The organism is Nonomuraea sp. NPDC052265, assembly GCF_044547985.1.
Lineage (GTDB): Bacteria > Actinomycetota > Actinomycetes > Streptosporangiales > Streptosporangiaceae > Nonomuraea.
This window is the reverse complement of sequence record NZ_JBIUBJ010000034.1, coordinates 38,315-64,405: the sequence shown is the minus strand read 5'-3', so window position 1 is coordinate 64,405 and position 26,091 is coordinate 38,315. Positions and strand designations below refer to the sequence as shown.

Sequence of the window (26,091 nt, the reverse complement as noted above, 5' to 3'; positions counted from 1 at the left end):
CCGAGAACTGCCTGCGACGCCTCGTCACGTACCTACCTCTTCCAGACTTCCGTCAGCTTATGTAGCCAACTGTCCGGAATCTGCTGGGCACCTCAGCCCGGCCTCAGCGCATGACCGACGTGCAACATGCACGCGACGACGCGGTGGACGCGACGGAATCGACAAGCTCCTGCTCGGCGCCGTCGTCTACAACGATGACCGCGGGCCGCCGGAGCGCCCCGGCAGTGCGGGCCAGCAGCTCGGTCACGGTGCAGTCCCAGGGCCGGACTGGTCATCTGGTTGCTGGCGCGGTGGCGCCGGTCCCGCACAGGTGGAGCTGATCGTCGGCGGATACGCGTTCAGCTACGCCGCAGGGATGATCACCGGTGGCCGGCTGGGGGACCGGTACGGCTATCGGCGGATGTTCGTGGCGGGCGTGCTCGCGTTCACCGCCGCGTCGCTACTGTGCGGCCTCGCGACGGGCCCCGGCCAGTTGGTGGCCGCCCGGCTGGCGCAGGGACTGGCAGGGGCGGTGATGGTGCCGCAGGTCCTCGCGGCGATCGTCGCCGTGTTCCCCATGGAGCGAAGGTCGCGCGCGCTCAGCTGGTACGGCGTCGCGGGCGGCCTGGGGTCGATCGCCGGGCAGGTTATGGGCGGACTGCTGCTCGACGCCGACCTCCTCGGGCTCGGCTGGCGCGTGATCTTCCTGGTGAACGTGCCCGTCGGCCTGCTCGCCGCCACCCTGGCGGTCAGGCTGCTGCCGGAACCTGGGACCCGCCGGGCGACCGGCCAAGTTCCGCTGGGCGCGGTCGGCATCGCTCTGGTCCTGGCGCTGCTCCTGCTGCCCCTGTCGCTGGGACGCGGTGAAGGTTGGCCCGCATGGACGTGGGTCAGCCTGGCGGCGAGTGTTCCTCTCGGCGTCCTCGTCGCCGCCTGGCAGCGGCGTCTGCGCACCCGTGGCGGCGCCCCGGTGCTGGACGCGACCCTGTTCCGGGCACGTTCCTACCGCGCCGGCGCCGGGGCGATGATCGCGTTCATGGCCTATTTCGCCTCGTTCATGTTCACCCTGGCGCTGCTGCTGCAGGGCGGGTTCGGGCTCAGCGCGCTGTGGGCCGGTCTGGTGTTCGCCCCGATGGGAGTGCTGTTCTCCGTCGCGGCTCTGCTCGCCCCCAGACTCAGAGCCCGGTACGGGGCGTTCGTCAGCGTCTGGGGCAGCACCATGACGGGGACAGGGCTGTGACTGCTCTTGCTCAGCCTGCACGCCGGTGGCCCGCGGAGCGCTCTCGGCTGGATCGCCGCCTCGCTGATGCTGGTGGGGCTCGGCAACGGCTTGGTCCTGCCGAGCCTGATCGGCATCGCCCTGACCCACGTACGGCCGGAGCAGGCGGGCATCGGCTCGGCCGTGCTGTCCACCGCCCAGCAGTTCGCCGGAGCGGCCGGCGTCGCGGTCATCGGCACGATCTTCTTCGAGGCGGCCGGCCCGGCCCAGGACCATCTGCGCGCGATGGAGGTGTCGGCGCTGATCAACCTGGCCCTGGTCGCGGTGGTGACCCTCTTGCTGGGACGCCTCGCCCGCGCCGCGACCGAATCCACATGACGGCGCGGAGTCCCCCACTCGCGACGTAGCCGCGGATGCCGAAAATCGATGTGAAGAAACCCGCCGAACGGCGAACACTTGGCGGCAGTTTCCTTCGGAAGGACGCCATGACTGCACCACCTGACACCGGCGATGTGCGGGAAGACATCAACGTGGTCGAGCGGTCGCTGGACGATCCCGAGCTGTTCGCCCTCCTGTACGACCGCTACTTCACGGAGGTCTACCGCTATCTGGCCGCCCGGCTCGGCCGCGAGCAGGCCGAGGACCTGGTCGCGGACGCCTTCCTGCTCGCCTTCCACGGCAGGCACGGCTTCGACCCCCAGCGGGGCACTGTGCGGTCGTGGTTGTTCGGCATCGCCACGAACGTCGTGGCCCGGCACCGCCGCAGGAAGGGCCGCCGCCTGAACGCGCTCAGCAAGGTCGCGGCCGAGGGCTCCGCCGACGGGCCCGAGGACCGGGTGACCTCGCAGCTCGCGGCGCCACGAGATATCCAGTTCTCTCGCCAGCGAGCAGCCTCCCGCCGCCCGCAGATCCACGACTCCGGTGTCCTTACTGACCATGCTTGATCGTAAGGGTCGAGGATCGGCGAAAGATTCGCTATCAGTCGAGGAAAGACTCTCGTTGACGTGCACTAACGCAATCCCGTGTACCAGGGTGACAGCAGTCTTACCGGCACCCCTCTTCTCGCGCCTGGAAAGTCAGTAGTCTTCGAGGTTGATCGCGGACGCTGTCTTCTTGGCGGCGTTCGCGATCATCTTTTTTCCCGGCATGTACGGCATGAGCCGATAGCTGAACCGCTGGAGCGCCACCATCAGCTTGGTCCGCGGTACCATCATCCTCGCCACGCCCTCGCCCGACTTCTGGCAGCCGCGGATGTAGTCATGCAGGACCGGCTCGTAGCGTTCCGGCGTCCCGCGCTTCAGCTCGCCCGCCAGCACGTAAGCACCGATCATGGCCATGCCCGTCCCCATGCCGGACAGCGGCGAGGCGCACCAGGCGGCGTCGCCGAGCAGCACCACGCGGCCCTTGGACCAGGAGTCCATGTGCACCTGCGCGCAGGCGTCGAAGTAGAGGTCGTCGGCGTCCCACAGGTCGGCGACCAGTTGATCGATGATCCATCCCGTCCCGCCGTACAGCTCCGCGACGATCTTCTTCTGCTGCTGGACGTCGTGCCGGTCGTAGGCGACGGACGGGAAGTAGAACATCGCCTTGGCCCCGGTGTTGTGGTCGGTCGTGTACAGGCCGGCCATCTGTCCCGGTGTGGTGTACATGTGGCCGGTGTACTCCAGCCCCAGGTGGTTGCGGGTGCTGAAGACCGCGACGTTGACGCCCAGGTCGGTGACGAAGCGCTCCTCCGGGCCGAAGACCAGCCTGCGCACGGTCGAATGTAGGCCGTCTGCGCCCACGACCAGGTCGAACCGGCGAGTGGCCGCCTTCTCGAAGGTGACGGCCACACCGTTGGCGTCCTGCGTGAGCGAAGTGATCGTGTCGCCGAAGAGGTATTCGGTCTGCTTTCTGGTGGCCTCGTAGAGGATGCGAGAGAGCCTGCCGCGCTGGATCTCCACCTCGCCGGAAAACAGCTCGGCGGGCATGTCGGCGATGACCTTGCCCCGGCTGTCGACGGTCGACATGGCGCCCATGTGCGTCTGCTGTCGCTTGACCTCTTCGAGGATGCCCATCTTCCTGAGCACGCTCATGTGCGCCTCGCCGCGGAAGTCGACGGAGTGGCCGCCTCCCCGCAGGTCAGGGGCGCGCTCGACGATCGTGGTGCGGTGTCCGTCGCGGTTGAGCCAGTACGCCAGGGCGGGGCCGGCGACGCTCGCGCCGGAGATCAGGATGTCCATGTCGAGAACTCTGTCCTGACGCGCTCACCGCGCTCTCACCAGTCGCTCACCGCGCTGATCGGCGAGGCGCCGATGACCTCTTCCGAGACACCGGCCAGGCGCAATGCGTCCGCCAGGCTGCCGGGAACCCGGCCGCTCAGCACGGCTGCCGCCGCCCGGAGCTCGGCTGCGCGTTCGGCATCCGATTCGAGGCGAGCCAGCTCCACGACGGCCCGCGCGCTCTCCGGCAACGCGCCCGAGCGGGCGGCTGCCTCGACCGCCTCATGGAAGCGGGCGAGCTCACCCGTGCACACGCCGAGCCCCCATGAGCGCGCGGATCCTGCCGCCCGAGCGCCTGACCCAGTGTGGGTCGAACCGCTCCAGCGCCTGCTCGTAGAGCGTGCGCGCCAGGGTCTTTTCGCCCGCCAGCAGGTGCACGTCGGCCAGCCCGCGCAGCGCGGCGGCCAGATAGGTGGGGCAGCCCGCCCGCCTGGCCAGCTCGGCCGCCCGCTCGTAGTCAGCTCGCGCGCGCCGGATCGTCGTGGATGCGGTAGTCACCCCTGTTGCACAGCAGGTCGGACACGTCCTGGTCGGCGCCGAGCTCCTCGGTGAGCGTGAGCGCCTCCTGGATATGACCGAACGCCTCGGCCGGATCGCCGCGGGTGTTGCAGAGCCAGGCGAGCGCCATCGCGCTGCCCCAGCGATCACCCTCGGCGCGGAAACCCGCGAGGGCGGCGATGAACTCCCACTCCCGACGCACCCGAACCGCCCTCCACCCGACCGTCTCCGACACGAACACGATCAAGCAGAAATCCCACCCAACCAGCCGAATTCACCCACCCGTGACGACCACGAACCGCAATCGTGATCACTCACACAGCTACTTTGGGGCTGGGGACGGCTTCGGGAGCTGAGGGCCGGCGGGGTCGTCGACGGACCAACCGGGGGCGGCGGGGGACTGCTGGGTGAGCAGGTCGGCGAGCCGGTGCACGGCGTGTTCGTCCAGCCGTGTCTCGCCGCGGTCGTAGCGCTGGGTGGTGACGGGAGAGGCGTGCCCCAGCAGCGCCTGGACCTTCTCCACCGCGACGCCCATGGCGAGCAGGAGGGTGGCGGCGGTGGCGCGGAGCATGTGCGGAGTGAGCTTGGCTGTGTCCAGGCCGGCGGCGCGGGCGGCGCGGCGCAGCGCGGTCTGCTGCCTCCAGCGGTCGAAGCTGCGGCCGTCGGCGCGCTGCAGCAGCAGGTCACCCGGTTTGCGGCCGGTCAGCAGCGGCCGCAGCAAGGCCATGGTCACCTCGGGCAGTGGCACCACGATGACGGCGCCGCCCTTGAGCCGGAAGCGGATCACCCAGTGGCCCGCCGAGCGCTCGATCCGCCCGACGGTCAGGCTCTCCAGTTCGCCGGCGCGCATCCCGGTGATGGTCAGCAACGCCACCGCGGCGGCGTCGGCCGGGTGCTTGGCGGCGATGGTCTGGGCGCCGCGCAACAGGGTGGTGCCCTCGGTCAGGTCGAGGGCGGGGGTGGTGCCGACCTTGCCGACCTCGGGCGCCTCGACCCACTGGGCCGGACTGTGGCCGATCACCTGGCGGCGGGCGGCGTAACCGTACAGCGATTTGAGGTTGGACAGGTGCCAGGCCAGCGTGGCGGGAGCCAGCGCCTTACCGCCGCGGTTCAGCTCGGCGGCCGGGCCGCTGCCGGTGCCGAGCTGGTCGAGGTAGGCGACCACGACGTCCTCGGTGACCTGCCACAGCCCAGCGCCCGGCGCGGTCAGCGCCCACCACCGGACGAACTTGGCCACCACGGCCAGCCGGTCGCGGCGGGTGGCGGCGGTCTTGCCGGCGCGCAGCCAGGCCGCCACCGTCGGCCAGCCGGCCCGCTGATGGGTCGCCGGGTCGTCGTGGCGGGGCAGCGCGTCGATGAGGTCGACGTCGGCTCCGGGCACCTCGCCGCCGTCGCGGCGGCGGCGCCTGGGGCGCAGCCCGGCGATGTCACCCACCGAGGCCACCAGCGGCGACGGCGGCGGCAGCGGCGGCTCGCCCGTCCGGCCGAGCGGGCCGAGGGCTCCGCCGCCGTATCCGCCGGAGCCCGCGACCGTCGTTGCGGCGGCGGGGTGGGTGGTGCTCGCGCCGGGACGCCACACCGTGGTGGGAACGAGCACGTCTTCTCCGCGATCGGTCTGTTTGCCGGTCATGGCCGGGCTCCCGACGTTCGACCTGCCGGGCCGTCCGTGGCGTCGGCCTCGGGCGCGCCGGGCGGAACCGGGCCGGGCTCCGGAGCGGCGAGATGGGCGGCACGGCGCTCCAGGAGTTCCTCCACGTCGCACACCAGCGGCGGCCAGGTGGTGGCGTCGGTGCAGATGGCCTCGAGCGGGAGTTGGCCGGTCAGCACGCTGAGCCGGGCGCGGACGTGATGCGGGACGACGACGGCCAGCCAGCCCGCGCACAGCCGCAGCGGATGCGCACTGTCCGGCTGGTCCAGATGGCAGGACATCCGGTGGCCGCCGAACATCTGCTCGGCCACCTCCAGGGTGTAGGCGCCGCCCCGGGTGTCGCCCTCGCCGGCCTGAATCAGCTTGCGGATGTCCTCGTCGCTGTAGGCGGTCAGATCGGCGTCACGCCGCCACGGGCACACCCGCTCGCCCCCGCACGGCCGGGACCGGAACTCCAGCGTGCCCGTCCCCTTTACCGCATCCTTCCGTGCGGGGGGCTGGGACTGCTGCGTGGCGCTGGCCTGCTCCGGGGCCTGGTCATGTGCTGCCATGAACGCTTCCTTCGTCACGTGCTAAGCCCTCCGTGCCGCTCGGCGAAGACGTCGGCCGGATCTCCAGCACCGGCTCGCCGGAACCGGGGAAGTCGGATTCTGTCGGGGGTGGCGCTTGCTCGATCAGGCCGGCCAGCCGATCGAGGGGCGTCCAGTTCCGCGGCCCGCCGATGCAGCTCGTCGACGACGTGCAGCAGCCGGCGGGTGTCGCCACTGAACACCGTGGCGTCGGCCTGAGCGAATTTGTCGTCGAGCGTTTGCAGCCGTTCTACGGCGGTAGCGCAGTTCCTCGGCGAAAGCGGCCCGCACGTTCCGCCGCTCCGGGGGTCAAGCCCTGTGTCAGGTAACGCCGGGTGGCTCATCCGCGCCTCCTCCAGTCTCGGGGCCTCTCCGATCGAAAGCCCTGGGCGCACCGGGGCCTCCGAACGGCCGACGATCATCGTATCTCACACAAGTGGAATTGTGTGAGATGTTTAAGTGAAGGCTTTAATCGTATCCGTATCTGCTCGAATGGATACGGATACGGAACGGATATGACTCTGCTAGGGTCTCTGGCATGAGTGAGCGTGAAGAGCTGGCGGGGCCAGCAGGGGAACGCGCCGGGGATTCCATCGTGGGACAGCTCGGGGGCTCACCCGCAGGCGCACCGTCCGATCTAGACAGGGAAGGTGTGCCGGAGCCGCTGTCCGGCCGGGTGGAGGAGGCGGTCGCCGCCGCGCGCGCCGCGCGTACCCGCGCGGCCGGCCGGCGGGCCTGCCGGTACTGCGGCGGCGCCCTGCCACCGGGCAAGCGCGCCGACGCGCTGGACTGCAGCGCCGATCACCGCACCCGTTACCACCGCGAGCGCGTCCCGGCCGAGACCGCCGCCGCCCGCGACAGCGGGCAGGTGCGCCTGGAACAGGCCCAGGCCGTGCTCGGGCCACTGGCCGACCAGATCGCCGCGGCGGCGGCCGGGCTGCGCGCCGATCTGGAGCAAGCCGTCACCGACACCCTCGCCGAGGCCCGCGGCGCCCGCGCCGACGCCGCGCAGGCGCGCCGCGAGAAGAACGAGGCCGACACCCGTGCCGAGCTGGCCGACCGCCGCGCCCAAGCCGCCCTGGACAGGCAAGAGGACGCCGAGCGGGAGCAGCGCCGCGCTCAGCGGGAGGCCGACAGCAAGGTCGACGCGGCCAAGGAGGACGCCCGTACCGCCTGGGCCCAGGTCGCCGAGCACGAACGCGCCCGCGGCGCGGCCGAGCAGGCCCGCGACGACGCCCTGCGTGAGCGGGAGCAGGCCCAGGCCGAGCAGCAAAGGATGGCCGCCCTGCTGGAGGATGCCCGGCGCGAGCTCGACCGGCTGCGCGCCGCGGCGGACGAGCACGCCCGGCATGCCGAGACCCTGCGGGCCGCGGTCGCCGAAGCCGACCTCGCCCGCGAGCGTGCTGAGCACGACAGCCGCCAGGCTCAGGCCCGGGCCGAGATCGCCGAAAGCCGCGCCGAGACCGCCCGGCAGGAGGCGACCGACGCGCGCCTGGCCCTGGTCGCCGCCCAGGGCGAAGCCGCCGCCGCCACGCAGCTGCAATCCCGCGCCGAGGACGAGCTGCGCCAGGCCGGCACCGATCGTGATGTCCAGCGCGAGCGCGCCGTGGCCGCCGAACAGCAGGCCCGCACCGCGCAGGCCGAACGTGAGCAGGCCGCCGGACAGGTGCGTGAGCTACGTGACCGGCTGGCCGCCGCGCAGGCCGCCGCCGGGCTGGTGCTGCCCGACCTCAGCTGCGACCTCGGTGACGGCGTACGCGGCGTGGCGCTGCCCGAGACCGGCATCGCCGTCGCCCGGCATCCGGATGGCGCCGTGGTGCTGCACCACCAGGGCCGGCAGATACGGCTCGGCGACGGCGAGCACGCCGCTGCGCACGGCCGCGCCCTGGCCGCCGGACTGCTCGCCGTCTCGTCACGCCAGTGAAGCTTTTTCATCTGTGGGCGAGCTCGTAGTTCTGCAGGACGGCGATCGCCTTGCATAGCTGACCTGCCTTGTGCGGGCAGCAGCGGAGGTTGCGGAGGACGCGCCAGCTCTTGAGCTGGGCGTTGGCGCGTTCACCCGGTCCCCGGAGCCGGGCGTGGGAGCGGTTGGCCGCCTTCTGCGACAAGGGCTTGTTGCGGCCCTTGTACGGCGTGGCCACCGGACCTTCGGCGCCTTGGTCGGCCTCGGGGAACATCGGTACAGCCGTTGGCGCTGAGAAGGATCATGGTCCGGTCGGCGTGAGGGTGCTGACGCGGTTCTCGTACTCGCGGCAGGCCTTGCGCTGGGCCGGGACCGTGGGGACGCCGTGTCCGCCGTCGAGCGGCTGGCAGCGGGCGAGGAGTGCGAGGTGCACGGCGGGAGGGCGCTGACGCGGAGTGTGTAGCCCTGGCCGCGTCGTACGGTCACGCCATGGTCGAGCGCATCCCGCTCGGCGGGCTCCAGGTGGGCCGCGCGGAGGAAGTCGGCGACCTTGCCCGGCATGTCGAGGGCGACCGGCAGCTCCGGCGCCGGGACGTCCTCCTCGATGGCGGCGTGGTCGGGCATGAGGTCAGCGACGGCCGTGCGGATGGCGCCGCGGCTTACGCCGTGTTCGTGGGCGAGGGCGGCGATCGAGCGGCCGTCCAGGTACGCGGTACGGACGCCCGCGGTCTTCGCGGACGCCACGGCGGGCCGGCGCCCGCCCTTGTTGCCCTTGGCCTCGGCTGCGCGCAGTCCGTCGTAGGTCAGCTCGCGCTGGAGGTCGCGCTGGAGCTCGCCGGCGGCGGCGAGGGTCTGCACCATGAACTTCACGGTGGACAGCAGCTCGCCGGTGCGCGGGTGGCGGGCGGTGAGGTCCATCGCGGAGAACGCGCCGTCGTGGATGCGGAGCGCGACCTGGTCGCGGTGGAGGACGTCGAGCACGTCGAGGATGTGCCCGGTACCGCGTACGAGGCGGAACATCTCGGAGATGTGCACGGTGTCGCCCGGCCGCGCGTGTTCCGCGCCATACTGCATGAGGACGTAGCGGGGGTGGCGGTCGTTGACGGTGTTGATCTTTGACCGACGGGCGGGTGGGGCATGTCCGGTTTCGTGTGCGACGCCACCGTGAGCACGCGTACCGGTCCCCGCCGTTGATCGTGGCATGTCGTCTGAAAGAGGGGGGCGTGGGCGTCCGGGCGTGAGTACGTGCGGCTCCCGGAAGCCCACGCCCTGCGCGGACGCCACGATCCGCATCGCGCCAGATCAACCCCGGCCGAGATCCGACGAGGTCACCGACCGCATAAACCTGGCGACATCGGTGATCATCCCCGCGATAATGGCCGACGTGGAAGAGGTCAAGGTCGTCGTCGCCCATTCCGAGCGCGCGACTCTGCGCGTCGGCGACGTGTTCCTGAAAATCGACGCCGATCAGACACGCACCGACGTCGAGGTCGAGGCCATGGCCATGGCGCCGATCCCGACTCCGGAGGTCCTGTGGCGCAAGCCGCCCGTGCTCGCGCTCGCCGCTCTCCCCGGCACGGCACTCGGCCGCCTCGGCGAGCCGTCGACCGCGTCGCCGGCGGCGTGGGCCGCGGCGGGTGCCGCCGCACGTACGCTGCACGACGCGCCACTGCCGCCATGGCCCGGCGGAAGCCTCGACGAGATCGCCTCGCACCTCGACGGCGAATGCGAGCGGCTCATCACGAACGGCGTCCTTCCCACCGACCTGGTCACGCGCAACCGCCGGGTTGCCGAGGCAGCGCTCCGGCCGTGGACACCGGTGTTCACGCACGGAGACCTGCAGGTCACCCACGTATTCGTCGACGGTGATGAGATCACCGGCGTGATCGACTGGTCTGAGGCGAGGCAGGGCGACGCCCTGCATGACCTGGCCATCTTGACGTTCGGACACGAGGAGCGCCTTGGTGACGTCGTCGCCGGCTACGGCACCGACGTCGACCTCGACGTGATCCGCGGGTGGTGGTCGTTGCGAAGCCTGGTGGCGGTCCGCTGGCTGGTCGAGCACGGTTTCGACCCGTTCTTGCCAGGCTGCGAGGTCGACGTGCTGAGATCCCGGATGTGAGGCTGCACGAGCCCGACGGCCACGAAATGCGGCCCGAATGCGTGCCCGTAACCGAGCGTAGGCGTTGACACGAAGACAGGCGGCGGGTAGCCGGCGGCACGCGGCTCCTTGGCGCATGCGATCTTTGTACGTCAGCGCGTGCCTGGCTCTGCAGCGGTGGATGGCCGGCTGCGCGGACGCGCCGTTCCCCACCCCGACCCCGGCGGCGCTGACCGAGGCGTTCAAGTGGAGCGAACGCCGCCAGGTCCGCAAGACCAGCACGGTCCAGCTGTTCTCCAACTTCTACGAGGTCGACCCCTCCTTGATCGGCCGCACCGTCGAGCTCGTCTTCGACCCGTTCGATCTGAACATGGTCGAGGTCCGCTGGAACGGCAGGCCACAGGGCATGGCGATCCCGCAGACCATCACCCGCAACGCCCACCCCAAGGCCAAACCCGAAACCCCGGCGGCGCCCGAGACGGCCTCGACCGGCATCGACTACCTGCGGCTGCTGGAGACCAGCCACGACCGGCAGGTGGCCACCGGCATCAACTACGCCGCCCTGATCGACCCTCGCCAGCAGGCCCCTGACCAGGCAAATGGTCACGATGTTGACGAAGAACAGCCCGGCGATGACGCGCCATGACCGGCGACGACGATCCCCAGCCCGGCCTCGACCCCGGCGGTGGCCCCGATGCCGGCGGCGATCCGCCAGCCGAGCCCGGCCCGTCCCAGTCCCTCGACCGGCCTGCCCGGCAGGCCGCCCCTCCGGTCCTGCCGACCCCAGGACCCGGCCCCTCCAGCGCCCGCTCCGCCCGCTTCCGGCGGCGAGAAAGTGATGACGACTCTCCCATGATGGACAAGCTCCAGGGCTACTTCGGCTTATCGAAGACCCCGTTCGGGCGGGGCCTGGCCCCCGGCATGCTGCACCGCCACGCCGCCCACTCCGAAGCCATCGCCCGCATCGCCTGGTGCGTCGCCGAACGGGCGCTGGGCGTGGTCACGGGTGAGGTGGGAGTCGGCAAGACCGCCGCGACCCGGGCCGCGATCTTCGGTCTCGACCCGGCCCGGCACATCGTCATCTACCTCGGCAACCCCGACGTCGGCGTACGCGGCATCCACACCGCCATCGTCACCGCCCTGGGCGGTGTGCCGAAGAACCAGAAGGCCACTCTGATCCCCCAGGCCAGCGACATGCTGGCGACCGAGCAGGCAGAGCGGGGCCGCACCCCCGTCCTGGTGATCGACGAGGCGCACATGCTGGCCCACGATCAGCTCGAGTCGGTCCGTATGTTGACGAATTTCGATATGGACAGCTCCTCCCCGTTCGCTACCACATGACCGGGATGACGACCGAGGAGACCGCGGACTACGTCCGGCATCACATGACCCTCGCCGGCCGCTCCGACCCGCTCTTCAGCGACGACGCCATCGCCCTCATCCACGAGACCGCCCGCGGCTATCCCCGCTCGGTCAACAACCTCGGACGGCTGTCCCTGCTGGCCACCTACGCCGCCGGCAAGACCATCGTCGATGAGGCCGCCGCCCGCACCGCCGTCAACGAATCCGCCGCGCCAGAGTGAGCATCACCGCGCCAGCGTGAACACCACGACCCCGCCCGAGCACCCTCGGCGAGGTCGTTCCACGCCAGGCCATGCTCAATGCCGGTGTCACCTTCGTCAACATCTTGAGTGACCGCTCACAGCGCGTACACGAGCAGCTCAGCGAACTTCGGACGCTCCAGTGGGTGGAGGCGGCTGGAGGTGCCCGCGGCCTCCTCAAAGACGACCGGGTCCTCGATCCCGGCTTCGTCCAGGACGAGGTTCTGACGGTCGGTCGACTGCTGGTCGGTCGACACCCGCTTGTAGATCAGGTTGGCCATGCCGCTCCCCGTGTCGGTGGCCGCATTCGACCCTGACTGTCAGCAAACCCTGTCATCATCCGCCATCGGATCTGATTGGATCGGCACCGCCGCGAGGCCGTGAAAAGTCCGGGTTCATTGGACGTCGGCCGCGCCTGTCGTCATTCGATCGTTTGACGACAGGGTTGGAAGCTGCGGGCGGAGTGTCGAAGGATGCTGACCGTCGGGTACGGGGGTGGTCGTCGTGCTGCAAGGCGCGCCATCAGTCCGAGCGGGGCCCTCACGGCCATCTTCGGATCAGTCCGTTCGCCCCCGCAGGGAGAGCACGGCGTGGAGTGCCGAGGCGCTGTCGAGGAGGGCTGCGGATCGCGTGGTGATACCGGCGTCCCTGGCGGCCAGCACCGAATCGACGTCCCGCGATCGGCGGGCGTTCCTGAGCTGCGGCATGAGGGCCCGGAGCGGTGTGATGCGGTATCCGGCCTTGCGCAACTGGTGCACGATCCGTGCGTCGCGAACCTGGGCCGGTGTGTAGCGTCGCGTTCCGCGCACGGGGTCGCGGTCAGGGACGACGAGACCCTCCGCATGCCAGTGCCGCAACGTCGAGGGGCGTACATCGAGGGCAGCGGCGAGTTCGGAGATGCTCATCGCGTCCGAGGCGCGTACGTCGTTGATCGACTCGCGGGAGATCGCGCGGGCGGCGTCCTTGGCCTGCCCCAGCTCGGCGCGCTCCCGGTCGAGTCGGGCGTGCGGGCCGCGTCGAGAAGGGCCAGGGCCTGCGAGACCGGGCACCGGTGGAAGGCCCGGACGATCTTCTTGGCCTCGATCGGCCCCACCGCCGCGGCGAGGGTCCGGTAGGCCAGGGCGGACTGCAGATGCACCTCGCCGTAGGTCCGGTATCCCGTGGCCGTGCGCGCCGCGGCTGGGAGCACCCCGTCGCGTTCGAGGTTGCGGACCTGTTGTACGGAGTATCCGACGCTGCGTGCGACATCAGCAGTCCGCATACCCACTGATTTGAGACTTGCCATGCGGAAACCCTATGCCAGAAGCGGTCCAGGACCAGAAGTCTCCACGAGCACTTCAATGGAACGCTGGAGCACATGACGAGTGAAGAGATCATCAGCTTCGTGGACGCCCTCGACGGCGTCCTGACCCTCAAGCCCGCACCCGGCGACGGCACGCCGGAGATCAGCTGGGGCGACACGTTCTTCTACTACGCGCCCGACGGCGTCACGCCGACCGCGTCCCAGCCCTTCGCGACCATCGTGACCAAGGACTACCCCGATGACGAGTCGTCCCGCCTGGACCGGCCGGACGCCTTCCGTGTGAACATCGCCGCCGGCAAGGACGCGTTCATCCGGTGGACCGGTCACGCGCCGCGCGAACCGGCCTCCGCCGAGGTCGACCCCGGCGCCGCCGACACCGTGATCGCGCACCCCGTGTACGGCAGCCTGGGCTGGCTGGCCGTGGTGAACCCGGGCGAGCGCACGCAGGCCGCAACACGTGAGCTGCTGCGAGCCGCCCACCACCTTGCACGCTCACGCCACGAGCGACGCACCGAACCGACAGCATGATGAAGGAGCTACGGTCTGCGGCGGGAGCGGATCGAGAGCCCCTGGCACTCACTCCTGTCCGTCGTCGTCCTCGTCCAGCGCAGACGCATCCGGGTCGCGCAGCGGCCGCAGGTCGCCGGCGGCCGGAGTCGAGGCGGTGAAGCTGTAGCGGCCGAGCAGATTCAGGTTGCGGTGCTTGAGCGGGGACAGCCGGGCGATGTCCTCGCCCGGGATCTCGTGGCCCTCGGCCTTCAACTGGGCGATGGCGGCGTCGATATACTTGGTCGTCCAGAGCACGATGGCGTTGAGGACCAGGCCGAGCGCGCCGAGTTGGTCTTCCATGCCGTCGCGGTACGCCTGGTGGATGGTGCCGCGCTTGCCGTGGCACACGTCGCGGGCGAGCTTGTGGCGGGACTCCTGCACGGTGAGCTGGCGGTTCATCTGTCGGCGGTAGGTGTCGTCCACCGGGTCGACCACGCGCAGCAGATGCTCGGTCTTGGCGATCCGCCCGTACTCCGCGAACGCGGCGCCCAGCGGGGTCGGGCGGCCGTCGCGGCCGAACATGCGCAGCAGGTCGTAGGCGCGGACCTGGTTGGTGACCAGGGAACCGGCGACCTTCAGCATGTCCGGCCAGTGCGTGATCACTTTGTTCAGGTTCACGCGGTTGCGGGCAAGGTCTTCCAGAGCGCCGTACGTGCCGGTCTCGATGCCGGACATCGTGGCCCGCCAGAACCGCTGGTCGTCCAGGTCGCGGAACCGCGGGCTGAAGTTGTAGCCGAGGATCTTGAACAGGCCGAACACCATGTCGGAGTACGAGGCGTTGTCGGTGGCCACCATCTCCGGCCTCACGCCGCCGTCCAGGTTCAGCAGCGCGTCCAGGATGTGCAGGGAGTCGCGCGGTGTGCCGGGGACGACCATCTGTCCGATGCCCGCGACCTGGTCGTTGACGGCGTTGAGCCAGGTGATGCCGCGCTTGAACCCGAAGTACTTCGGCGACGGCGCCGCGCTGACGGTGCGGACGGGGACGACGAACCGCAGCCCGTCCACCGAGGCGAGCAGCCCGTCGCCCCAGAACTTCACGATGGGCACCTCGGCCTGGGCGGCGATCAGCCGCGCGTTCGCCGCGGCGATGGTGTCGGCGCGCAGGTAGTACTGGTCGACGTGCACGAGCCGGGCCCGGGTCAGCGCTTCGTAGCCGGAGCTGACCACCGGGGCCAGGCCGATGTTGCACGCTTCCGACACCAGCAGCGCGACCACCGAGGTGGACAGGTCCTTCATCCTGGTCGTGCCGTCCCCGAGGTGGACGAACGCGTCGAGGAACCCGGTCCAGGCGTTCACCTCGAACAGCAGGTCCGGCAGGTCGATCTTCGGGAGCATCTTCTCGACCCGCTTGCGCAGCCAGGTGAGGGACTTCGGCTCGCCGAGCGCGCCGAGCTTGTCGACGTTCAGCTTCACCCGCCCGTCGTCCTGCACCTCGATGGAGACCTTCGCCGCCGGCCCCGCCTCCTCCAGGCGCTCGGCGAGCTGCTTCCACCCGGCGTCCAGGCCCCGCACCAACTCCGCCAGATGCTCAGTGACTGGCATGTCCAGGCTCAGCCCGGCCAGCACGTCCTCCTCGACCGCATCCCAGTCGGGCCCGTCCAGCAACCGGGCCCGCGGGTTGGACCAGCGGTGCGACGGGGCGGCGAAGACGTCACGGTTGTTCAGGGCCCGGTGCAGCTGCTCCAGGACGCACACCACGTACGCGTCCCGGTCCACCGCGCCCTGCGGCAGATCAGGGCTCGCGTACACGGCCCTGCGCCACGCGGGCGGCACCAGCTTGTCGTCCACCTCGCGCGGCAGCAGCGGCTTGACGCCCACCTTCCGCCGGGTCAGCGCCGGAAGGCTGCGGACCCCGGCCAGGACCCGCTTGCCCCCGCTCGCCGCGTCCAGCGCCTTCGACTCGCCCAGCAGCGACAGGAACGGACGCACCGTGGCGTACCGGGTCGCGAGCGCGGCCCGCATCGCGACCTCGGCCGAGCCCTCGTCCTCGGGCACCAGCGCGACCACCGTGGCCGCCGCGGTCATCACGGCGGCGTGCGGGGCGACTTCCTCCAGCGCCGCCCACAGCGCGGCCACGTCCACGTCCGTGCCGTGCTCCTCGACCAGCTCCAGCTCCTCGACCAACACCTTCGCCGCCCGCGCGAGCGTGCGTGACGCCTTCTCCAGTTGCGCCAGCGTGGACAGCCGTTCCTTCTCCGTCTTCCGCTTCGCCGTGCTCAACAGCCGGGTGGCCATGAGGACCTGGAACAGGTCCAGGGCCTCGTCGATCGCCTTCGCCTCCAGGTGCCGCATCACCGCAGTGAGCATCGCCGTGCGCTTGGGCTCGGCCGCCCGCTCCAGCAACGCCGCCTTCGACCCCAGCGCGTACCGGGCCAGCACCGCCATCCGGTTCGGCGGGATCTGCGACAGCTTCAGCCGCCCGAGCTGGAAAGCGCCGATCTCGTCCACCCGCTCCAGAGCGCGAGCGAACGCCGTTCCCGTCGTCCGCGTCGGCGGCCGGCGCAGCCGCTCCAGCTCCGAGAACCGGGAGTTCTCCGGCGTCTTCAGTGTCTCCACCAGGTCGCCGGGCAGCGCAGGGTCCGCGCGCCGGGCGGCACCCGCGACGGTGGCGTGCAGCCGCTTGTCCGCGACCTTGCGGACCTCCGACACCTGCCGCGCCAGCACGCTCACCCCGGGCAGCAGCACCCGGTTGCGGCGCAGCCAGCCCACCGCGTGGTCGAACAGCGCCTTCGGCCCCTCGGCGTGCGTCCACGCCCGCCCGTGCAGAAAGGTGCGGAACCGCCGCGACCACTCCGGGTCCTCGTACTCGTGGTACTCGTAGGCGTCCCGGATCTCCCACGCGTGCTCGTACGCCGTCTTCGACCGCTCGGTGTACCGCTTCACCACCGACGGGTCCTCGATGCCGAGCTGCGCGGCCAGGTGCTCGACCACCGGCCAGGGGGCGTCGAGCGGGTCGTCCGGGAGGAACCGGCCGATGTAGCGCACCGTGCACATCTGGAGCGCGAAGCCGAGCTGGTGGTGCGTCGAGCGCCGCAGCGCGATCAGATCGCGGTCGACGTCGTCCAGGAAGAAGAACCGCTCCAGTTCAGGGCGGGTCGGCTCCTCGGCGAACTTCCCGTACGCCTCGGCCTGCTCATCAGTCAGAAATTCCACTGGCACGACCGGACCGTAGCCAGTCCCGGCACCTGCCCGACGATCTTTCCGTGAAGCCCAGCGGAGCGCTCAGCCTGTGTGCTAGCCGACCATGATCCTTCTCAGCGCCAACGGCTGTACCGATGTTCCAACTGCCGCCAATTGCATTGGATGCGAACTCGCGACAGTCGGCGAATCTCCCGGAGAAGCAAGGGCAATCGTGCTGCGGACCTGCGGACTTGAGCGTGGTCTCGGGCAGTGACGATACCCGTGTCTCGGACCTCATCGCGGTCTACGTAGGGGGTTGACCTGGGACTCCGTCGGCGACTCGCATAGGATGCGGTTTTCTCGCGTCTGATGCGAGTCACGGAGGGTGGTGAATCGGTGGGGTTCAACGGGTCGATACCAGGGGCGGCCGGGCTGCACCTGGTCGACGGGGTCGCCTTGCTGCGGCCCGAGGAACAGGTCTTCACGGCGATGCTGACTGGGTTCGCCAACCAGCAGCTCGCCCGGAACCTGGCCCAAACGACAGTCGAGGGCCGGGAGAACACGGTCAAGGCGTTCGCGGCCTACGTGAACACCTATCCCTGGCTCTGGACGCCGGCGATGGTTGACGAATGGCTCGGGGACCTGCGTTCACTGCGGGACCTGAAGCGCTCCACGATCCGCTCATACTCGGAGGCCGTGCGGGCGTTCTGCCACTTCATCACCGATCCGCTCTATGAGTGGACGGCCACCTGTGAGGAGCGGTTCGGGACCCACCCGGTTCAGGTGGTGCACGAGTGGAACACCGCGGTGCACGTCCAGGACAACGAGGCGGACGCCAAGAAACGCGCGTTCACCAAGGCCGAGCTGCACGCCTTCTTCGCGCACTGCGACGACGAGGTCGCCCGCATCCGGGCCTTCGGCCGCAAGGGCTGGCTGCCCGCCTTCCGCGACGCGACGCTGTTCAAGACCGCCTACGCCTTCGGGACGCGGCGCAACGAGACTCGGATGCTCGACGCCGCCGACTTCGGCCGCAACCCGCACGGCGGCGAGTTTGGCGAGTACGGCCGCTGCCAGGTCCGGTTCGGCAAGGCCAAGAAGGGCTCGCCGCCCAAACGCCGCGGGGTTCTGACCGTCTTTGACTGGACCCCGGACGTCCTGGACGAGTGGTTCACCGAGGTCCGCCCGCTGTTCGGCACCGACAACAACCCGGCAGCCTGGCCCTCCGAGCGGGGCCTGCGCATCGGCTGCCAGCGCCTCAACTCCCGCTTCATCGCCTACCGCAAGGCCCTCGGCCTGGACGACGGGCTCGACTTTCACTCCTTCCGCAGGTCCTACGTCACCCACCTGATCGAGGACGGCTGGGACCCGCGCTTCGTCCAGGAGCAGGTCGGCCACGAACACGCCAGCACCACCTCGCTCTACACCTGCGTGTCCTCTGACTTCCGTACCCGCACCCTGCGGCGGCATCTGGACTCCACCATCGCCGCCGCCCTCCAGACCCAGACCGGGAGGCAAGCATGAAACGCAAGGTCGGCTACACCTGGCGACTGCGCGAGGTCATGGCCCAGCACCAGATCTTCACGGCCACCGAACTGGTGCCGCTGTTGCGCGAACGCGGCATCGACCTCTCCGCCTCCCAGGTGCACCGTCTGGTCTCCGGCACCCCTGAACGCCTGTCGTTGCAGGTCATGGCCGCGCTCTGCGACATCCTGTCCTGCACCCCGGCCGACCTGGTGGCCACCACCGCCGAGAACGCCGGCGTCCGCAAGACCGCCACCGGCGACCTTCCCACCCCGCCTTCGAACGTCGCGAAGCTCCGCCCCCGCGCGGCCCGCATCCTGCCCGACGCATGACCCGCCCCTACGCCACCGACGAACAGTACGAGCGCTGGTTCATGGCCGATTGCTGCCGATGCGGTCTCCGCAGGCACAAGGCCGGCACCTGGCCGGACGGATACGTCTGCCGGACCTGTTCGGACCGAGCTGTCCGGACACGGGGGATCTGCCCGGGATGCGGCGAGGACCGGGCCCTTCCTGGGCTCCGTCCTGGTGACGGGGCCGCGATCTGCACCACCTGCGCCGGCTTCTCCCAGACCTTCGACTGCTCACGCTGCGGCTTCGAGGGCAAGCTCCTACGCGGTCGGCTCTGCGAACGCTGCACGCTCACCGACCGGCTCACCGCACTCCTCGACGACGGCACGGGCCGCGTCCGTCCCCCGCTGGTCCCGCTGTTGGACCTGCTGGTGACGATGGACAAGCCCGGAAGCGGACTGGCCTGGCTGGACATGCGTCGCGGGCAGCTGGGAAACGCCTCGCAGCTGCTTCGTCGACTCGGCCTGGGCGAGATTCCGCTGACCCACGATGCGTTCCACGAACTCCAGCCCTGGCGGGCAGCCTCCCACCTGGAAGAACTCCTCATGGCCTGCGGAGTCCTGCCCGCGGTCGACAAGCACATCTGTTCTTTCCAGCGCTGGCTCCCCGGCCATCTCGCCGACATCGCCGAACCCGAGCACACCAAGACGATCAAGCTCTTCGCGACCTGGCACGTCCTCCCCGGACTACGAGCCCGAGCCGAGCGGAGCCACATCACACCCAGCATCCGCCGCTTCGCCAGCGAACAGATCAAGTACGCGACCGCCTTCCTGCAATGGCTCGGCGAGCGGAACACCACCCTCGCGTCGTGCGGCCAGGTCGACATCGACGCCTGGTTCGCCGAGAACGCCGAGCACGCCCGCACCCGGCTGAGAGGCTTCCTCAACTGGGCCATGCAGAGCCGTCACTGCCGACGTTCCCTGACCATCCCCACAATGAAGATCTCCCGCCGGCCCGCACTGAGCGAAGACGAACGCCTCGCCGCCCTGGGCAGACTTCTGATCGACACGGAGATACCGATGCGACTCCGCGTCGCCGGAGTCATCGTTCTTCTCTACGCACAACCGCTGAGCCGCGTCGTCCGGCTCACCCTTGACGACGTCATCCGCAACGGCGACGCCGTGCTGCTACGACTCGGTGAGCCACCCTCGCCCGTCCCGGCGCCGGTCTCCGCCCTGCTGCTGGAGCACATCACGAACCGCGGCAACATGAACACCGCGACCAACCCGACGTCCCGCTGGCTCTTCCCCGGCCGCCGGACCGGCCAGCCGCTCGGCCCCAACCACCTGTCCGCGCTCCTGAACGAGGTCGGACTCCCAATCGCCGCCGCCCGCGGCGCCGCCATCCGACAGCAACTCCTCGAACTGCCCGCACCTGTCGTCGCGGACGCTCTCGGCTACCACGACAAGACCACCAGTCGCCTCCGCAACGAGACCGGCGGCACCTGGAGCCGATACGCCGCCGGAGACCACGGGAGGTCACCGGTCGGCTGGGCACCCAAAACAACCGGCGAGAGTTGATTTCGCGAGCCCATTTGTCATCGGTGTGATGCGAGAACTCGGCCTTCAGGTGATACGAACCGGATCACAGGACACTAGCCCTGCCGTTCCAGCCATTCCGAAATCACCTGGTTGGTTTCTTCTGGCATTTCCTCCTGGATCCAGTGACCGCAGTCCAGGCCGACCACTTCCACGTTGGGCACGAACTCTGCCAGTCTTTCGAACCTCGGGATCGCGAAGTCCTGGTCGCCGTAGATCATGAGGGCGGGCTGCTTGATGATCGGGTCCGCGTCCGCCAGCTGGTGCCAGTTGCGGTCGAGGTTCCTGTACCAGTTGATGCCGCCCGTGAATCCAGACGTCTCGAACGCGGAGACGTAGACGGCCAGGTCGCTGTCGCTCATGATGGGCTCACCGAGTGGTGTTTCCGCCTCGGCGAGGTTGATAAATGCCATGCCCGGCTCAGGGGGTGCGGGGGGCACGTTCTTCCGGTAGAGGTTGCGGAGGAACTGGGAGGTGTTGGCATCGAATGCGGCGTCCGCGACGCCCGGCTGCCGGTTGAAGTGGACGAAGTAGAAGTCGCCGCCGAGGAAGGTTTCCATAACCTCGATCCACGGCGTTTCTCCGCGCTCCTGGTAAGGCAGGCTCAGGTTGATCAGCTTGTTCACCCGGTCGGGGTGCAACAGGGTCAGTCCCCAGACGACGAACGCACCCCAGTCATGGCCGACGAAGGTGGCGTCCTCGTAGCCATAGTGGTCCAGGAGCGCGACGAGGTCACCCGTCAGGTGTTCGATGTCGTAGTCCGTCACCTCGGTCGGGCGGGATGAGTTGCCATAACCCCGCTGGTTCGGTGCGATGACGTGGTAGCCAGCCGCTGCGAGGACGGGCATCAGGTGACGCCAGGAGAAGGCGTGCTCCGGCCAGCCGTGGCAGAGCACGATGGGCTTTCCCTTGTTTTCCCGGCCTGCTTCGAAGACTTCGAGCTCCACACCGTTGACCTGGATCAGGGTGGGCTCGGGAAATTCTGCTTGATTGATCACTGCTTTTCCTCTCTGGGGGCGTTCGCTGGCGGTCGACCTCCTCGATGAGGTCATGTCGCCAGCTTGCTATCCAAACCGGTCACCTCATGACCGGTTTTTATGAGAGTTTTGTCTGCATGCGATCCGATCGGCTGGTGGCCATACTCCTCTTGCTCCAACGGCGCGAGCAGGTGACAGCCGCAGAGGTCTCCCGAGAGCTGGACGTCTCCGAGCGCACCGCCCGCCGTGACCTCGACGCCCTGGCCATGGCCGGGGTGCCCGTGTACTCCGTGCAGGGCCGAGGCGGCGGCTGGCGCCTGGTGGGCGGCGCTCGTACCGACCTGTCCGGGTTGACCGCCAGCGAGGCACGCGCCCTGTTCCTGGCTCTCGGTCCGGCCTCGGACGCGACGCCGGCGATGAAAGCAGCTCTGCGCAAGCTCGTCCATGCTCTACCGAAACCCTTCCAGGTGCAGGCCGAGGCAGCAGCGTCGTCGCTGGTCGTAGACCCGCAGCGATGGGGGGCGAGCCGGATCGAGCACCGGCCGCCTCGCTTCCTCGACGAACTCCAGGACGCGGTGATCCGCGGCGTCCAGGTGTCGCTCGGCTACGTCGACAGCAAAGGCGTCGAAACCCGGAGAACCGTCCACCCGCTGGGCATCGTCGCCAAAGGTCCTGTGTGGTACCTCGTCTCCAACACCGAGACCGGCCGACGGATCTTCCGGATCGACCGCGTGTCGTCCGCCGACCCGACCGGCGACCCTGTGCACCGACCCGGGGACTTCGACCTTGCCGAGAGCTGGAATGAGATCGCCAAAGAGGTCGATCGCAAACGAACGCCGCTGGAGGTCCAGGCGGTATGCACACCCGACGGGATAGGCATACTCCGGATGGCGCTCGGCGACCGGCTCGACGTGGGAGGTTCCACGACCGATGGCCGCATCGAGGTCGTGATCCGCGGCCCCAATGAGTACATCCTCGCCGGCGAGCTCTCCGGGCTGGTCGAATGGGTCGAGGTGACCGGCCCTCCGGGGGTCCGAGACCACCTGGCCTCGATCGGCAGCGCCCTCGTCGAACGATACGGCCAGCCGCGCACCAGCGGAGACCTTCACCCGTCTTGAAGCGGACGAGGCAGGGCTTCGAGAACAGTTCCGCTCAATAGGCTGGGTTTGTCCGTTCCGGCAGGAGCCCGGTCACGACGCCGGCGGGTCCGCTGGCCTGGCTCTCTGCGGGTGGACCGTCTCGTGCCGGACCAGCATCGCCACGCACTCGGCGATCTTCCGGGTTCGCGTCTCGGCCCGCTTGACGGCATTGACCCGGCTGATGAGGGCGAAGCGGTTGGTCTTGGTGAGTACCTCGAACATCGCCTGCGCCGCTGGGTCGGCGGCGATCGCGACGCGCAGGTCGGCCGGCACCTCCGCTTCCGATGACGGCGCATAGGCGGCCGTCCACCGCCCGTCGGCCTTCGCGGCGTCCACCGCGGCGCGGCCAGCGGGCAGCATCAGGCCGGCCGCCTCCAACCGGGCCACGTTGGCGACGTTGCGCTGGGACCAGACGCTGCGGGGCCGGCGCGGGGTGAACCGCCTCCAGGAACTCCCCTCGTCGCGCTTGCGGGCCTGCCCGTCGATCCAGCCGAAGCACAGTGCCTCGTCGACCGCCTGCTGCCAGGTCAGCGTGGTAACGGAGCCGCCCTTCCTGGTCAGGGCGAGCCACACGCCAGGAGAGGCGGTGTGGTTGTCCAGCAGCCACGCGCGCAGCGCAGCGCCGTCAGCAACGATCAACTCATCCAGCTCGGTTCCGGTCACCACCGCAGGTTAGTGCCGCAACCAGGTGTCGCGACCTGTCGGGGTGACTCGTTGAGCCCGCGGCGTCGATGTCGGCCTGGCTCGCCCTCGCCGACGCCACCGTGAAGAACGGCTGCCCTCTCCGGTCAGCTCAACGACCTCGGCGTCCCCACAGCCGCCGCCCGGACCGGAGCGATCCGCCACAGTGGGTCCTGGAGATGCCCGCCCCGTCGTCGTCGACGCCCTCAGCTACCACGACGTCATCGCGACCCGCCTCGCATCCGAGGTCGGAGAAGACTGGAGTCGCTACGCCGACGACCACGTACGGTCACCAGCAGGCTGGGCCTCAGGCGGAACTGGCGACAGTTGAATAGGCGAGCCCACCAGTATCAGGCCCCATCCTCGCCTCAGAACATGATCCTCAAGCTCGCCTCGCCTTGGTTCCTGACCAGGCATGATGCCGAGCCCTAGTGACACGCCGTATCAGCGTTATCGGCGGCGTCCTCGCAGCTCAAGCCACAGATCCGTGTGCTCTTCCCCTCACACATCTGCGGAACGCGGGTACTGGCCTGCGATTTCATCGAGACCATCACCCTAAACGGACAGCGCCAGTACATCTTGGCCGTCATCGAGCACACCACCAGGCGCATCCGGGTGCTCTCGGCACCACCGCGCACCCGAGCGCCAACTGGGTCACCCAGACGATAAAGAACCTGATGATGGATCTGGACGATGCAGGCTGCTGGGCGCGCCTTCTGATCCGCGATCGGGATGGAAAGTTCCCCGCCCTCATGGACGAGATCCTCGCCCAGGCCGGCATCCAGACCGTACTCACCGGCATCCGGATGCCCCGAATGAACTCAATCATGGAGCGGTGGGTGCAGTCATACCGCCGTGAACTCCTCGACCGCTGCCTTCTGTGGAACGAACGCCACCTGCGGCACGCTCTTCGCGAGTACGAACAGTTCTACAACCAGCACCGAGCCCACCAAGCCCTGGGCCAAGCGGCTCCGCTGCGCACCATCCCCGATCCGATCACGGATCCCGAGCAAATCATCGACCTGAACATACGCCGACGAGACCAGCTCGGCGGCACCCTCCACGAGTACTCACATGCCGCTTGACCTGCACGGATGGAATTATCGGCAGGCACAACCCCGGTGAAGCACAACTACTGGCGCCCACGGACGTGAGCGCGCAAACAGACGACCACGGGCTCCTGTCCGCCGAGATGCGTTGACAACACCTCAGCTACCAGGAGCCCGCTCCCATCCGCAGGAGAATCACTCGAAGATGCCCTCAACCAGGGCCCTTCCGGTCCCGACCTCAGCGACCGATTCCTCCGTCAGCAGGCTCTCAGTGACGGGCAGGCCGGCGGGCGGCTGCATCAGCGAGGTGAACCTGCCGCTCTCCAACCACGGACCGTCGCCGGTCAGGCTGCGGGGCACCACGGTGACCTCGATCAGCACTGGCGGTCGCCCGGCAGGGGTGAGTCCCTCGAGGTCCATGACCGCCCACGTATGCATCGTGGGGCGATCGGCTCCGTTTGGCGGCGGGGGTCAGCCGGAGCGTCGCTTCTCGTACTCGTCGATGACCTTGCCCAGCTTCGCCAGCCGCTCAGTGAACCACACGTTCTCCGCGCCTGTCGCGGGCCGGTTCGAGTCGACGTACTGGTAGCCGAGGTTGGAGAACATGGCGACGATGTACGTACGGCCGCCCTTGCCGGGCAGGGCCTTCACGATCCCCGCGTCGGCGCCGGAGTTGTTCACCCAGCCGTTCTTGTGGGCGTACGTCACCTCGGCCTTCTGGTTGCACGGCCGCACGTCGTGGCCGTAGGAGATGCCCTGGCCGGGAATCGTCACGGTGCCGTCGGCGCCGATCCACCGCGAGGGCGTGAGCTGCGGGATGCCGCGGGCGGGATAGTCCGCGCCGCACCAGTTGGTGGTGGAAAGGGCGACGTTCATGCCCTGCTCGCTCAGCCTGCTCCTGAAGAACGTGCGGGAGGCGTCGCTCAGGATGTCGGCGGTGACCGTGGTGCCGCCCGGAGTCGTCCACAAGGTGCCCGCCCCGCCGTTGACCAGAATCAGCAGCTTCGCTGTGTCAAGCGAGGTCATGGTGACGGGGTTCCCCCACCGCGCGCCGTTGTCGGGGTTGGTGTTCTTGAGCTGCAGCGTCTCCAGACCGAGCTCCTGGAAGGTCTGGTTGAGGCCGTTCACCGCGCCCTTGTCGTGCAGCAGCTTGACCATGGCGCAGGCGGCGGCGTTGGAGGACCAGGTGAGCGCGGCGTCGAGGTAGTTGCGGACCGTGTCACTGCTGGCAGGGCCGCACAGGGAGCTGACCGTGACCGGCTGGTAGGCGTAGGTGTCGTCGAGCGAGATCTGGCCCTGGTCCACCAGCCGCAGCACCCCGAAGGCCGCCATCAGCTTCAGGACGGACGCGGGGTAGGGGCTCATGAAGTCGATGGGGGCGTTCTCGCGGCCCGGCACGATGTCGATGCTGCCTTGGCCGCGGTTGGCGTACCAGCCGGCGTCGTCCCACTGCCTCCAGCGGACGGCCGTGGTGTGCAGCTCGTCGTCCACCGGCACGGCCTTGCCGTCCGGGTACTGCGGGCTCATCAGCACGGTGCCGGAAGACAAGGGCCGGCCGAGCCTGTCCAGCTCGATGACGGTCAGGTCGACCTGGGGCTGCTGCGTGATCGGCGCGGCGGCTGCGGCCGCGCGCAGGTCCGCCTTCTGCGGGAACTGCTTCGTCTCCTTGTCGGCGCCGTCGCGCCGCAGCGCGTCCAGGTCGGCCGTGCTCGTCGGCGGGTTGGTGTCCAGCACCTGCTCGAACTGCTGGCGGCCGAGCGCCTGCTGCAGGAAGTGCGCCAGAGCGCTTACGGAGCCGTTGTCCACCTCCGCGTTCGCGGGGAGCGGCGCTACGAGGCCTCCCAGCAGCACGGCTGTAGCGGCGAGCCCGGAGAGAACACGCCTCCGACGACTTGTAGATCTAGTCAAAATCACCGGATCCACTCTAGTCAGAATGATCTAGGTGATCTCGTAGATATGAAAAGATATTGCGATAAGTGCGGCTTGCAGTCTCTGAGAGGCTGCTGACGGAGGATTTGGTCGCTGAGGTCGGGACAGGCGCACCTCGTCGCGGCGGTGCCGGTTGATGAGGTTGGTCGCGATGCC

Annotated in this window: 28 protein-coding genes and 4 pseudogenes; 14 read left to right on the top strand and 18 right to left on the bottom strand. The window is 69.3% G+C overall.

Features of this window, described 5'->3' with window-relative positions; genetic code table 11:
* Positions 1-103 precede the first annotated feature (103 nt).
* Complete coding sequence (locus tag ACIHAD_RS45890) at positions 104-247, bottom strand: hypothetical protein (RefSeq protein ID WP_397361156.1); 144 nt, start codon at positions 245-247, stop codon at positions 104-106.
* A 57-nt stretch (positions 248-304) separates the two neighbouring features.
* On the opposite strand from ACIHAD_RS45890, the pseudogene ACIHAD_RS45885 reads away from it, so the two are divergent.
* From ACIHAD_RS45885 to ACIHAD_RS45875, 3 genes and pseudogenes are all read left to right on the top strand, one after another.
* Positions 305-1,219: pseudogene (locus ACIHAD_RS45885) on the top strand (MFS transporter); the annotation flags it as partial.
* Positions 1,220-1,225: 6 nt separating this feature from the next.
* Complete coding sequence (locus ACIHAD_RS45880) at positions 1,226-1,576, top strand: hypothetical protein (RefSeq protein ID WP_397361153.1); 351 nt, start codon at positions 1,226-1,228, stop codon at positions 1,574-1,576.
* 107 nt (positions 1,577-1,683) lie between these two features.
* Entirely contained in the window at positions 1,684-2,142 is a 459-nt protein-coding gene (locus ACIHAD_RS45875) for an RNA polymerase sigma factor (RefSeq protein WP_397361152.1), read from the top strand.
* A 132-nt stretch (positions 2,143-2,274) separates the two neighbouring features.
* Here ACIHAD_RS45875 and ACIHAD_RS45870 read toward each other — a convergent pair whose 3' ends face one another.
* The 6 genes from ACIHAD_RS45870 to ACIHAD_RS45845 form a co-directional block, all read right to left on the bottom strand.
* Complete coding sequence (locus tag ACIHAD_RS45870) at positions 2,275-3,420, bottom strand: FAD-dependent monooxygenase (RefSeq protein WP_397361151.1); 1,146 nt, start codon at positions 3,418-3,420, stop codon at positions 2,275-2,277.
* Positions 3,421-3,455: 35 nt separating this feature from the next.
* The gene (locus ACIHAD_RS45865; protein WP_397361150.1) at positions 3,456-3,713 is read right to left on the bottom strand and encodes a hypothetical protein; all 258 of its coding nucleotides are present in this window, start codon (positions 3,711-3,713) and stop codon (positions 3,456-3,458) included.
* Positions 3,700-3,957 (bottom strand): tetratricopeptide repeat protein, encoded by a 258-nt coding sequence (locus ACIHAD_RS45860; RefSeq protein ID WP_397361149.1) that lies wholly within the window; start codon positions 3,955-3,957, stop codon positions 3,700-3,702. The genes ACIHAD_RS45865 and ACIHAD_RS45860 overlap by 14 nt, the downstream gene beginning before the upstream one ends.
* Complete coding sequence (locus tag ACIHAD_RS45855; protein WP_397361148.1) at positions 3,917-4,204, bottom strand: hypothetical protein; 288 nt, start codon at positions 4,202-4,204, stop codon at positions 3,917-3,919. Before ACIHAD_RS45855 ends, ACIHAD_RS45860 begins: the two co-directional genes overlap by 41 nt.
* A gap of 75 nt (positions 4,205-4,279) precedes the next feature.
* On the bottom strand, positions 4,280-5,587 hold the full coding sequence (locus ACIHAD_RS45850; protein WP_397361147.1) for a tyrosine-type recombinase/integrase: 1,308 nt from the start codon (positions 5,585-5,587) through the stop codon (positions 4,280-4,282).
* On the bottom strand, positions 5,584-6,156 hold the full coding sequence (locus ACIHAD_RS45845; protein ID WP_397361146.1) for a DUF6283 family protein: 573 nt from the start codon (positions 6,154-6,156) through the stop codon (positions 5,584-5,586). Before ACIHAD_RS45845 ends, ACIHAD_RS45850 begins: the two co-directional genes overlap by 4 nt.
* Positions 6,157-6,712: 556 nt before the next feature.
* Here ACIHAD_RS45845 and ACIHAD_RS45840 point away from each other — a divergent pair.
* Positions 6,713-8,098, top strand: coding sequence for a hypothetical protein (locus tag ACIHAD_RS45840; RefSeq protein WP_397361145.1), 1,386 nt, complete (start codon positions 6,713-6,715; stop codon positions 8,096-8,098).
* 7 nt (positions 8,099-8,105) lie between these two features.
* Here ACIHAD_RS45840 and ACIHAD_RS45835 read toward each other — a convergent pair.
* The 3 genes and pseudogenes from ACIHAD_RS45835 to ACIHAD_RS45825 all read right to left on the bottom strand — a co-directional run.
* Positions 8,106-8,315: pseudogene (locus ACIHAD_RS45835) on the bottom strand (transposase family protein); the annotation flags it as partial.
* 63 nt (positions 8,316-8,378) lie between these two features.
* Entirely contained in the window at positions 8,379-8,510 is a 132-nt protein-coding gene (locus ACIHAD_RS45830) for a hypothetical protein (protein ID WP_397361144.1), read from the bottom strand.
* A gap of 392 nt (positions 8,511-8,902) precedes the next feature.
* A pseudogene (locus tag ACIHAD_RS45825) lies at positions 8,903-9,097 on the bottom strand (recombinase family protein); the annotation flags it as partial.
* Positions 9,098-9,461: 364 nt separating this feature from the next.
* On the opposite strand from ACIHAD_RS45825, the gene ACIHAD_RS45820 reads away from it, so the two are divergent.
* The 4 genes from ACIHAD_RS45820 (at position 9,462) to ACIHAD_RS45805 (ending at position 11,761) form a co-directional block, all read left to right on the top strand.
* Positions 9,462-10,199: an aminoglycoside phosphotransferase family protein gene (locus tag ACIHAD_RS45820; protein WP_397361143.1), complete on the top strand. Its 738-nt coding sequence runs from the start codon at positions 9,462-9,464 to the stop codon at positions 10,197-10,199.
* Positions 10,200-10,314: 115 nt separating this feature from the next.
* On the top strand, positions 10,315-10,824 hold the full coding sequence (locus tag ACIHAD_RS45815) for a Mu transposase C-terminal domain-containing protein (protein WP_397361142.1): 510 nt from the start codon (positions 10,315-10,317) through the stop codon (positions 10,822-10,824).
* Positions 10,821-11,519, top strand: a complete 699-nt coding sequence (locus ACIHAD_RS45810; protein WP_397361141.1) for an AAA family ATPase — start codon at positions 10,821-10,823, stop codon at positions 11,517-11,519. Before ACIHAD_RS45815 ends, ACIHAD_RS45810 begins: the two co-directional genes overlap by 4 nt.
* Before the next feature lie 5 nt (positions 11,520-11,524).
* Positions 11,525-11,761 (top strand): hypothetical protein, encoded by a 237-nt coding sequence (locus ACIHAD_RS45805; protein WP_397361140.1) that lies wholly within the window; start codon positions 11,525-11,527, stop codon positions 11,759-11,761.
* A 116-nt stretch (positions 11,762-11,877) separates the two neighbouring features.
* On the opposite strand, the gene ACIHAD_RS45800 is transcribed toward ACIHAD_RS45805, so the two are convergent.
* The 3 genes and pseudogenes from ACIHAD_RS45800 to ACIHAD_RS45790 form a co-directional block, all read right to left on the bottom strand.
* The gene (locus tag ACIHAD_RS45800; RefSeq protein WP_397361139.1) at positions 11,878-12,060 is read right to left on the bottom strand and encodes a recombinase family protein; all 183 of its coding nucleotides are present in this window, start codon (positions 12,058-12,060) and stop codon (positions 11,878-11,880) included.
* Between the two features lie 276 nt (positions 12,061-12,336).
* Positions 12,337-12,828, bottom strand: coding sequence for a MerR family transcriptional regulator (locus ACIHAD_RS45795; RefSeq protein ID WP_397361138.1), 492 nt, complete (start codon positions 12,826-12,828; stop codon positions 12,337-12,339).
* A 110-nt stretch (positions 12,829-12,938) separates the two neighbouring features.
* A pseudogene (locus tag ACIHAD_RS45790) lies at positions 12,939-13,040 on the bottom strand (transcriptional regulator); the annotation flags it as partial.
* Positions 13,041-13,136: 96 nt separating this feature from the next.
* On the opposite strand from ACIHAD_RS45790, the gene ACIHAD_RS45785 reads away from it, so the two are divergent.
* On the top strand, positions 13,137-13,610 hold the full coding sequence (locus ACIHAD_RS45785; protein ID WP_397361137.1) for a DUF6194 family protein: 474 nt from the start codon (positions 13,137-13,139) through the stop codon (positions 13,608-13,610).
* Between the two features lie 48 nt (positions 13,611-13,658).
* Here the strand turns inward: ACIHAD_RS45785 and ACIHAD_RS45780 are convergent, their stop codons facing one another.
* Positions 13,659-16,790: a Tn3 family transposase gene (locus ACIHAD_RS45780; protein WP_397361136.1), complete on the bottom strand. Its 3,132-nt coding sequence runs from the start codon at positions 16,788-16,790 to the stop codon at positions 13,659-13,661.
* Between the two features lie 330 nt (positions 16,791-17,120).
* On the opposite strand from ACIHAD_RS45780, the gene ACIHAD_RS45775 reads away from it, so the two are divergent.
* The 3 genes from ACIHAD_RS45775 to ACIHAD_RS45765 all read left to right on the top strand — a co-directional run bounded on the left by ACIHAD_RS45775 (position 17,121) and on the right by ACIHAD_RS45765 (position 20,142).
* On the top strand, positions 17,121-18,272 hold the full coding sequence (locus ACIHAD_RS45775) for a tyrosine-type recombinase/integrase (RefSeq protein WP_397361135.1): 1,152 nt from the start codon (positions 17,121-17,123) through the stop codon (positions 18,270-18,272).
* Positions 18,269-18,604 (top strand): helix-turn-helix domain-containing protein, encoded by a 336-nt coding sequence (locus ACIHAD_RS45770; RefSeq protein ID WP_397361134.1) that lies wholly within the window; start codon positions 18,269-18,271, stop codon positions 18,602-18,604. Before ACIHAD_RS45775 ends, ACIHAD_RS45770 begins: the two co-directional genes overlap by 4 nt.
* Before the next feature lie 377 nt (positions 18,605-18,981).
* Positions 18,982-20,142 carry a hypothetical protein gene (locus tag ACIHAD_RS45765; RefSeq protein ID WP_397361133.1) on the top strand — a complete coding sequence of 387 codons (1,161 nt, stop codon included), beginning with the start codon at positions 18,982-18,984 and terminating at the stop codon, positions 20,140-20,142.
* 74 nt (positions 20,143-20,216) lie between these two features.
* On the opposite strand, the gene ACIHAD_RS45760 is transcribed toward ACIHAD_RS45765, so the two are convergent.
* Positions 20,217-21,158 carry an alpha/beta fold hydrolase gene (locus ACIHAD_RS45760; RefSeq protein WP_397361132.1) on the bottom strand — a complete coding sequence of 314 codons (942 nt, stop codon included), beginning with the start codon at positions 21,156-21,158 and terminating at the stop codon, positions 20,217-20,219.
* 86 nt (positions 21,159-21,244) lie between these two features.
* Between ACIHAD_RS45760 and ACIHAD_RS45755 the strand changes: the two genes are divergently transcribed.
* The gene (locus tag ACIHAD_RS45755) at positions 21,245-22,255 is read left to right on the top strand and encodes a helix-turn-helix transcriptional regulator (protein WP_397361131.1); all 1,011 of its coding nucleotides are present in this window, start codon (positions 21,245-21,247) and stop codon (positions 22,253-22,255) included.
* 72 nt (positions 22,256-22,327) lie between these two features.
* Here the strand turns inward: ACIHAD_RS45755 and ACIHAD_RS45750 are convergent, their stop codons facing one another.
* A complete protein-coding gene (locus tag ACIHAD_RS45750; protein ID WP_397361130.1) occupies positions 22,328-22,939 on the bottom strand; it encodes a YdeI family protein in 612 nt (203 codons plus the stop codon).
* 695 nt (positions 22,940-23,634) lie between these two features.
* On the opposite strand from ACIHAD_RS45750, the gene ACIHAD_RS45745 reads away from it, so the two are divergent.
* Positions 23,635-24,042 (top strand): integrase core domain-containing protein, encoded by a 408-nt coding sequence (locus ACIHAD_RS45745; protein ID WP_397361129.1) that lies wholly within the window; start codon positions 23,635-23,637, stop codon positions 24,040-24,042.
* A gap of 159 nt (positions 24,043-24,201) precedes the next feature.
* Here ACIHAD_RS45745 and ACIHAD_RS45740 read toward each other — a convergent pair whose 3' ends face one another.
* Positions 24,202-24,387 (bottom strand): hypothetical protein, encoded by a 186-nt coding sequence (locus ACIHAD_RS45740; RefSeq protein ID WP_397361128.1) that lies wholly within the window; start codon positions 24,385-24,387, stop codon positions 24,202-24,204.
* Positions 24,388-24,477: 90 nt separating this feature from the next.
* Positions 24,478-25,857, bottom strand: a complete 1,380-nt coding sequence (locus ACIHAD_RS45735) for a serine hydrolase (RefSeq protein ID WP_397361127.1) — start codon at positions 25,855-25,857, stop codon at positions 24,478-24,480.
* Positions 25,858-26,091: the final 234 nt, after the last annotated feature.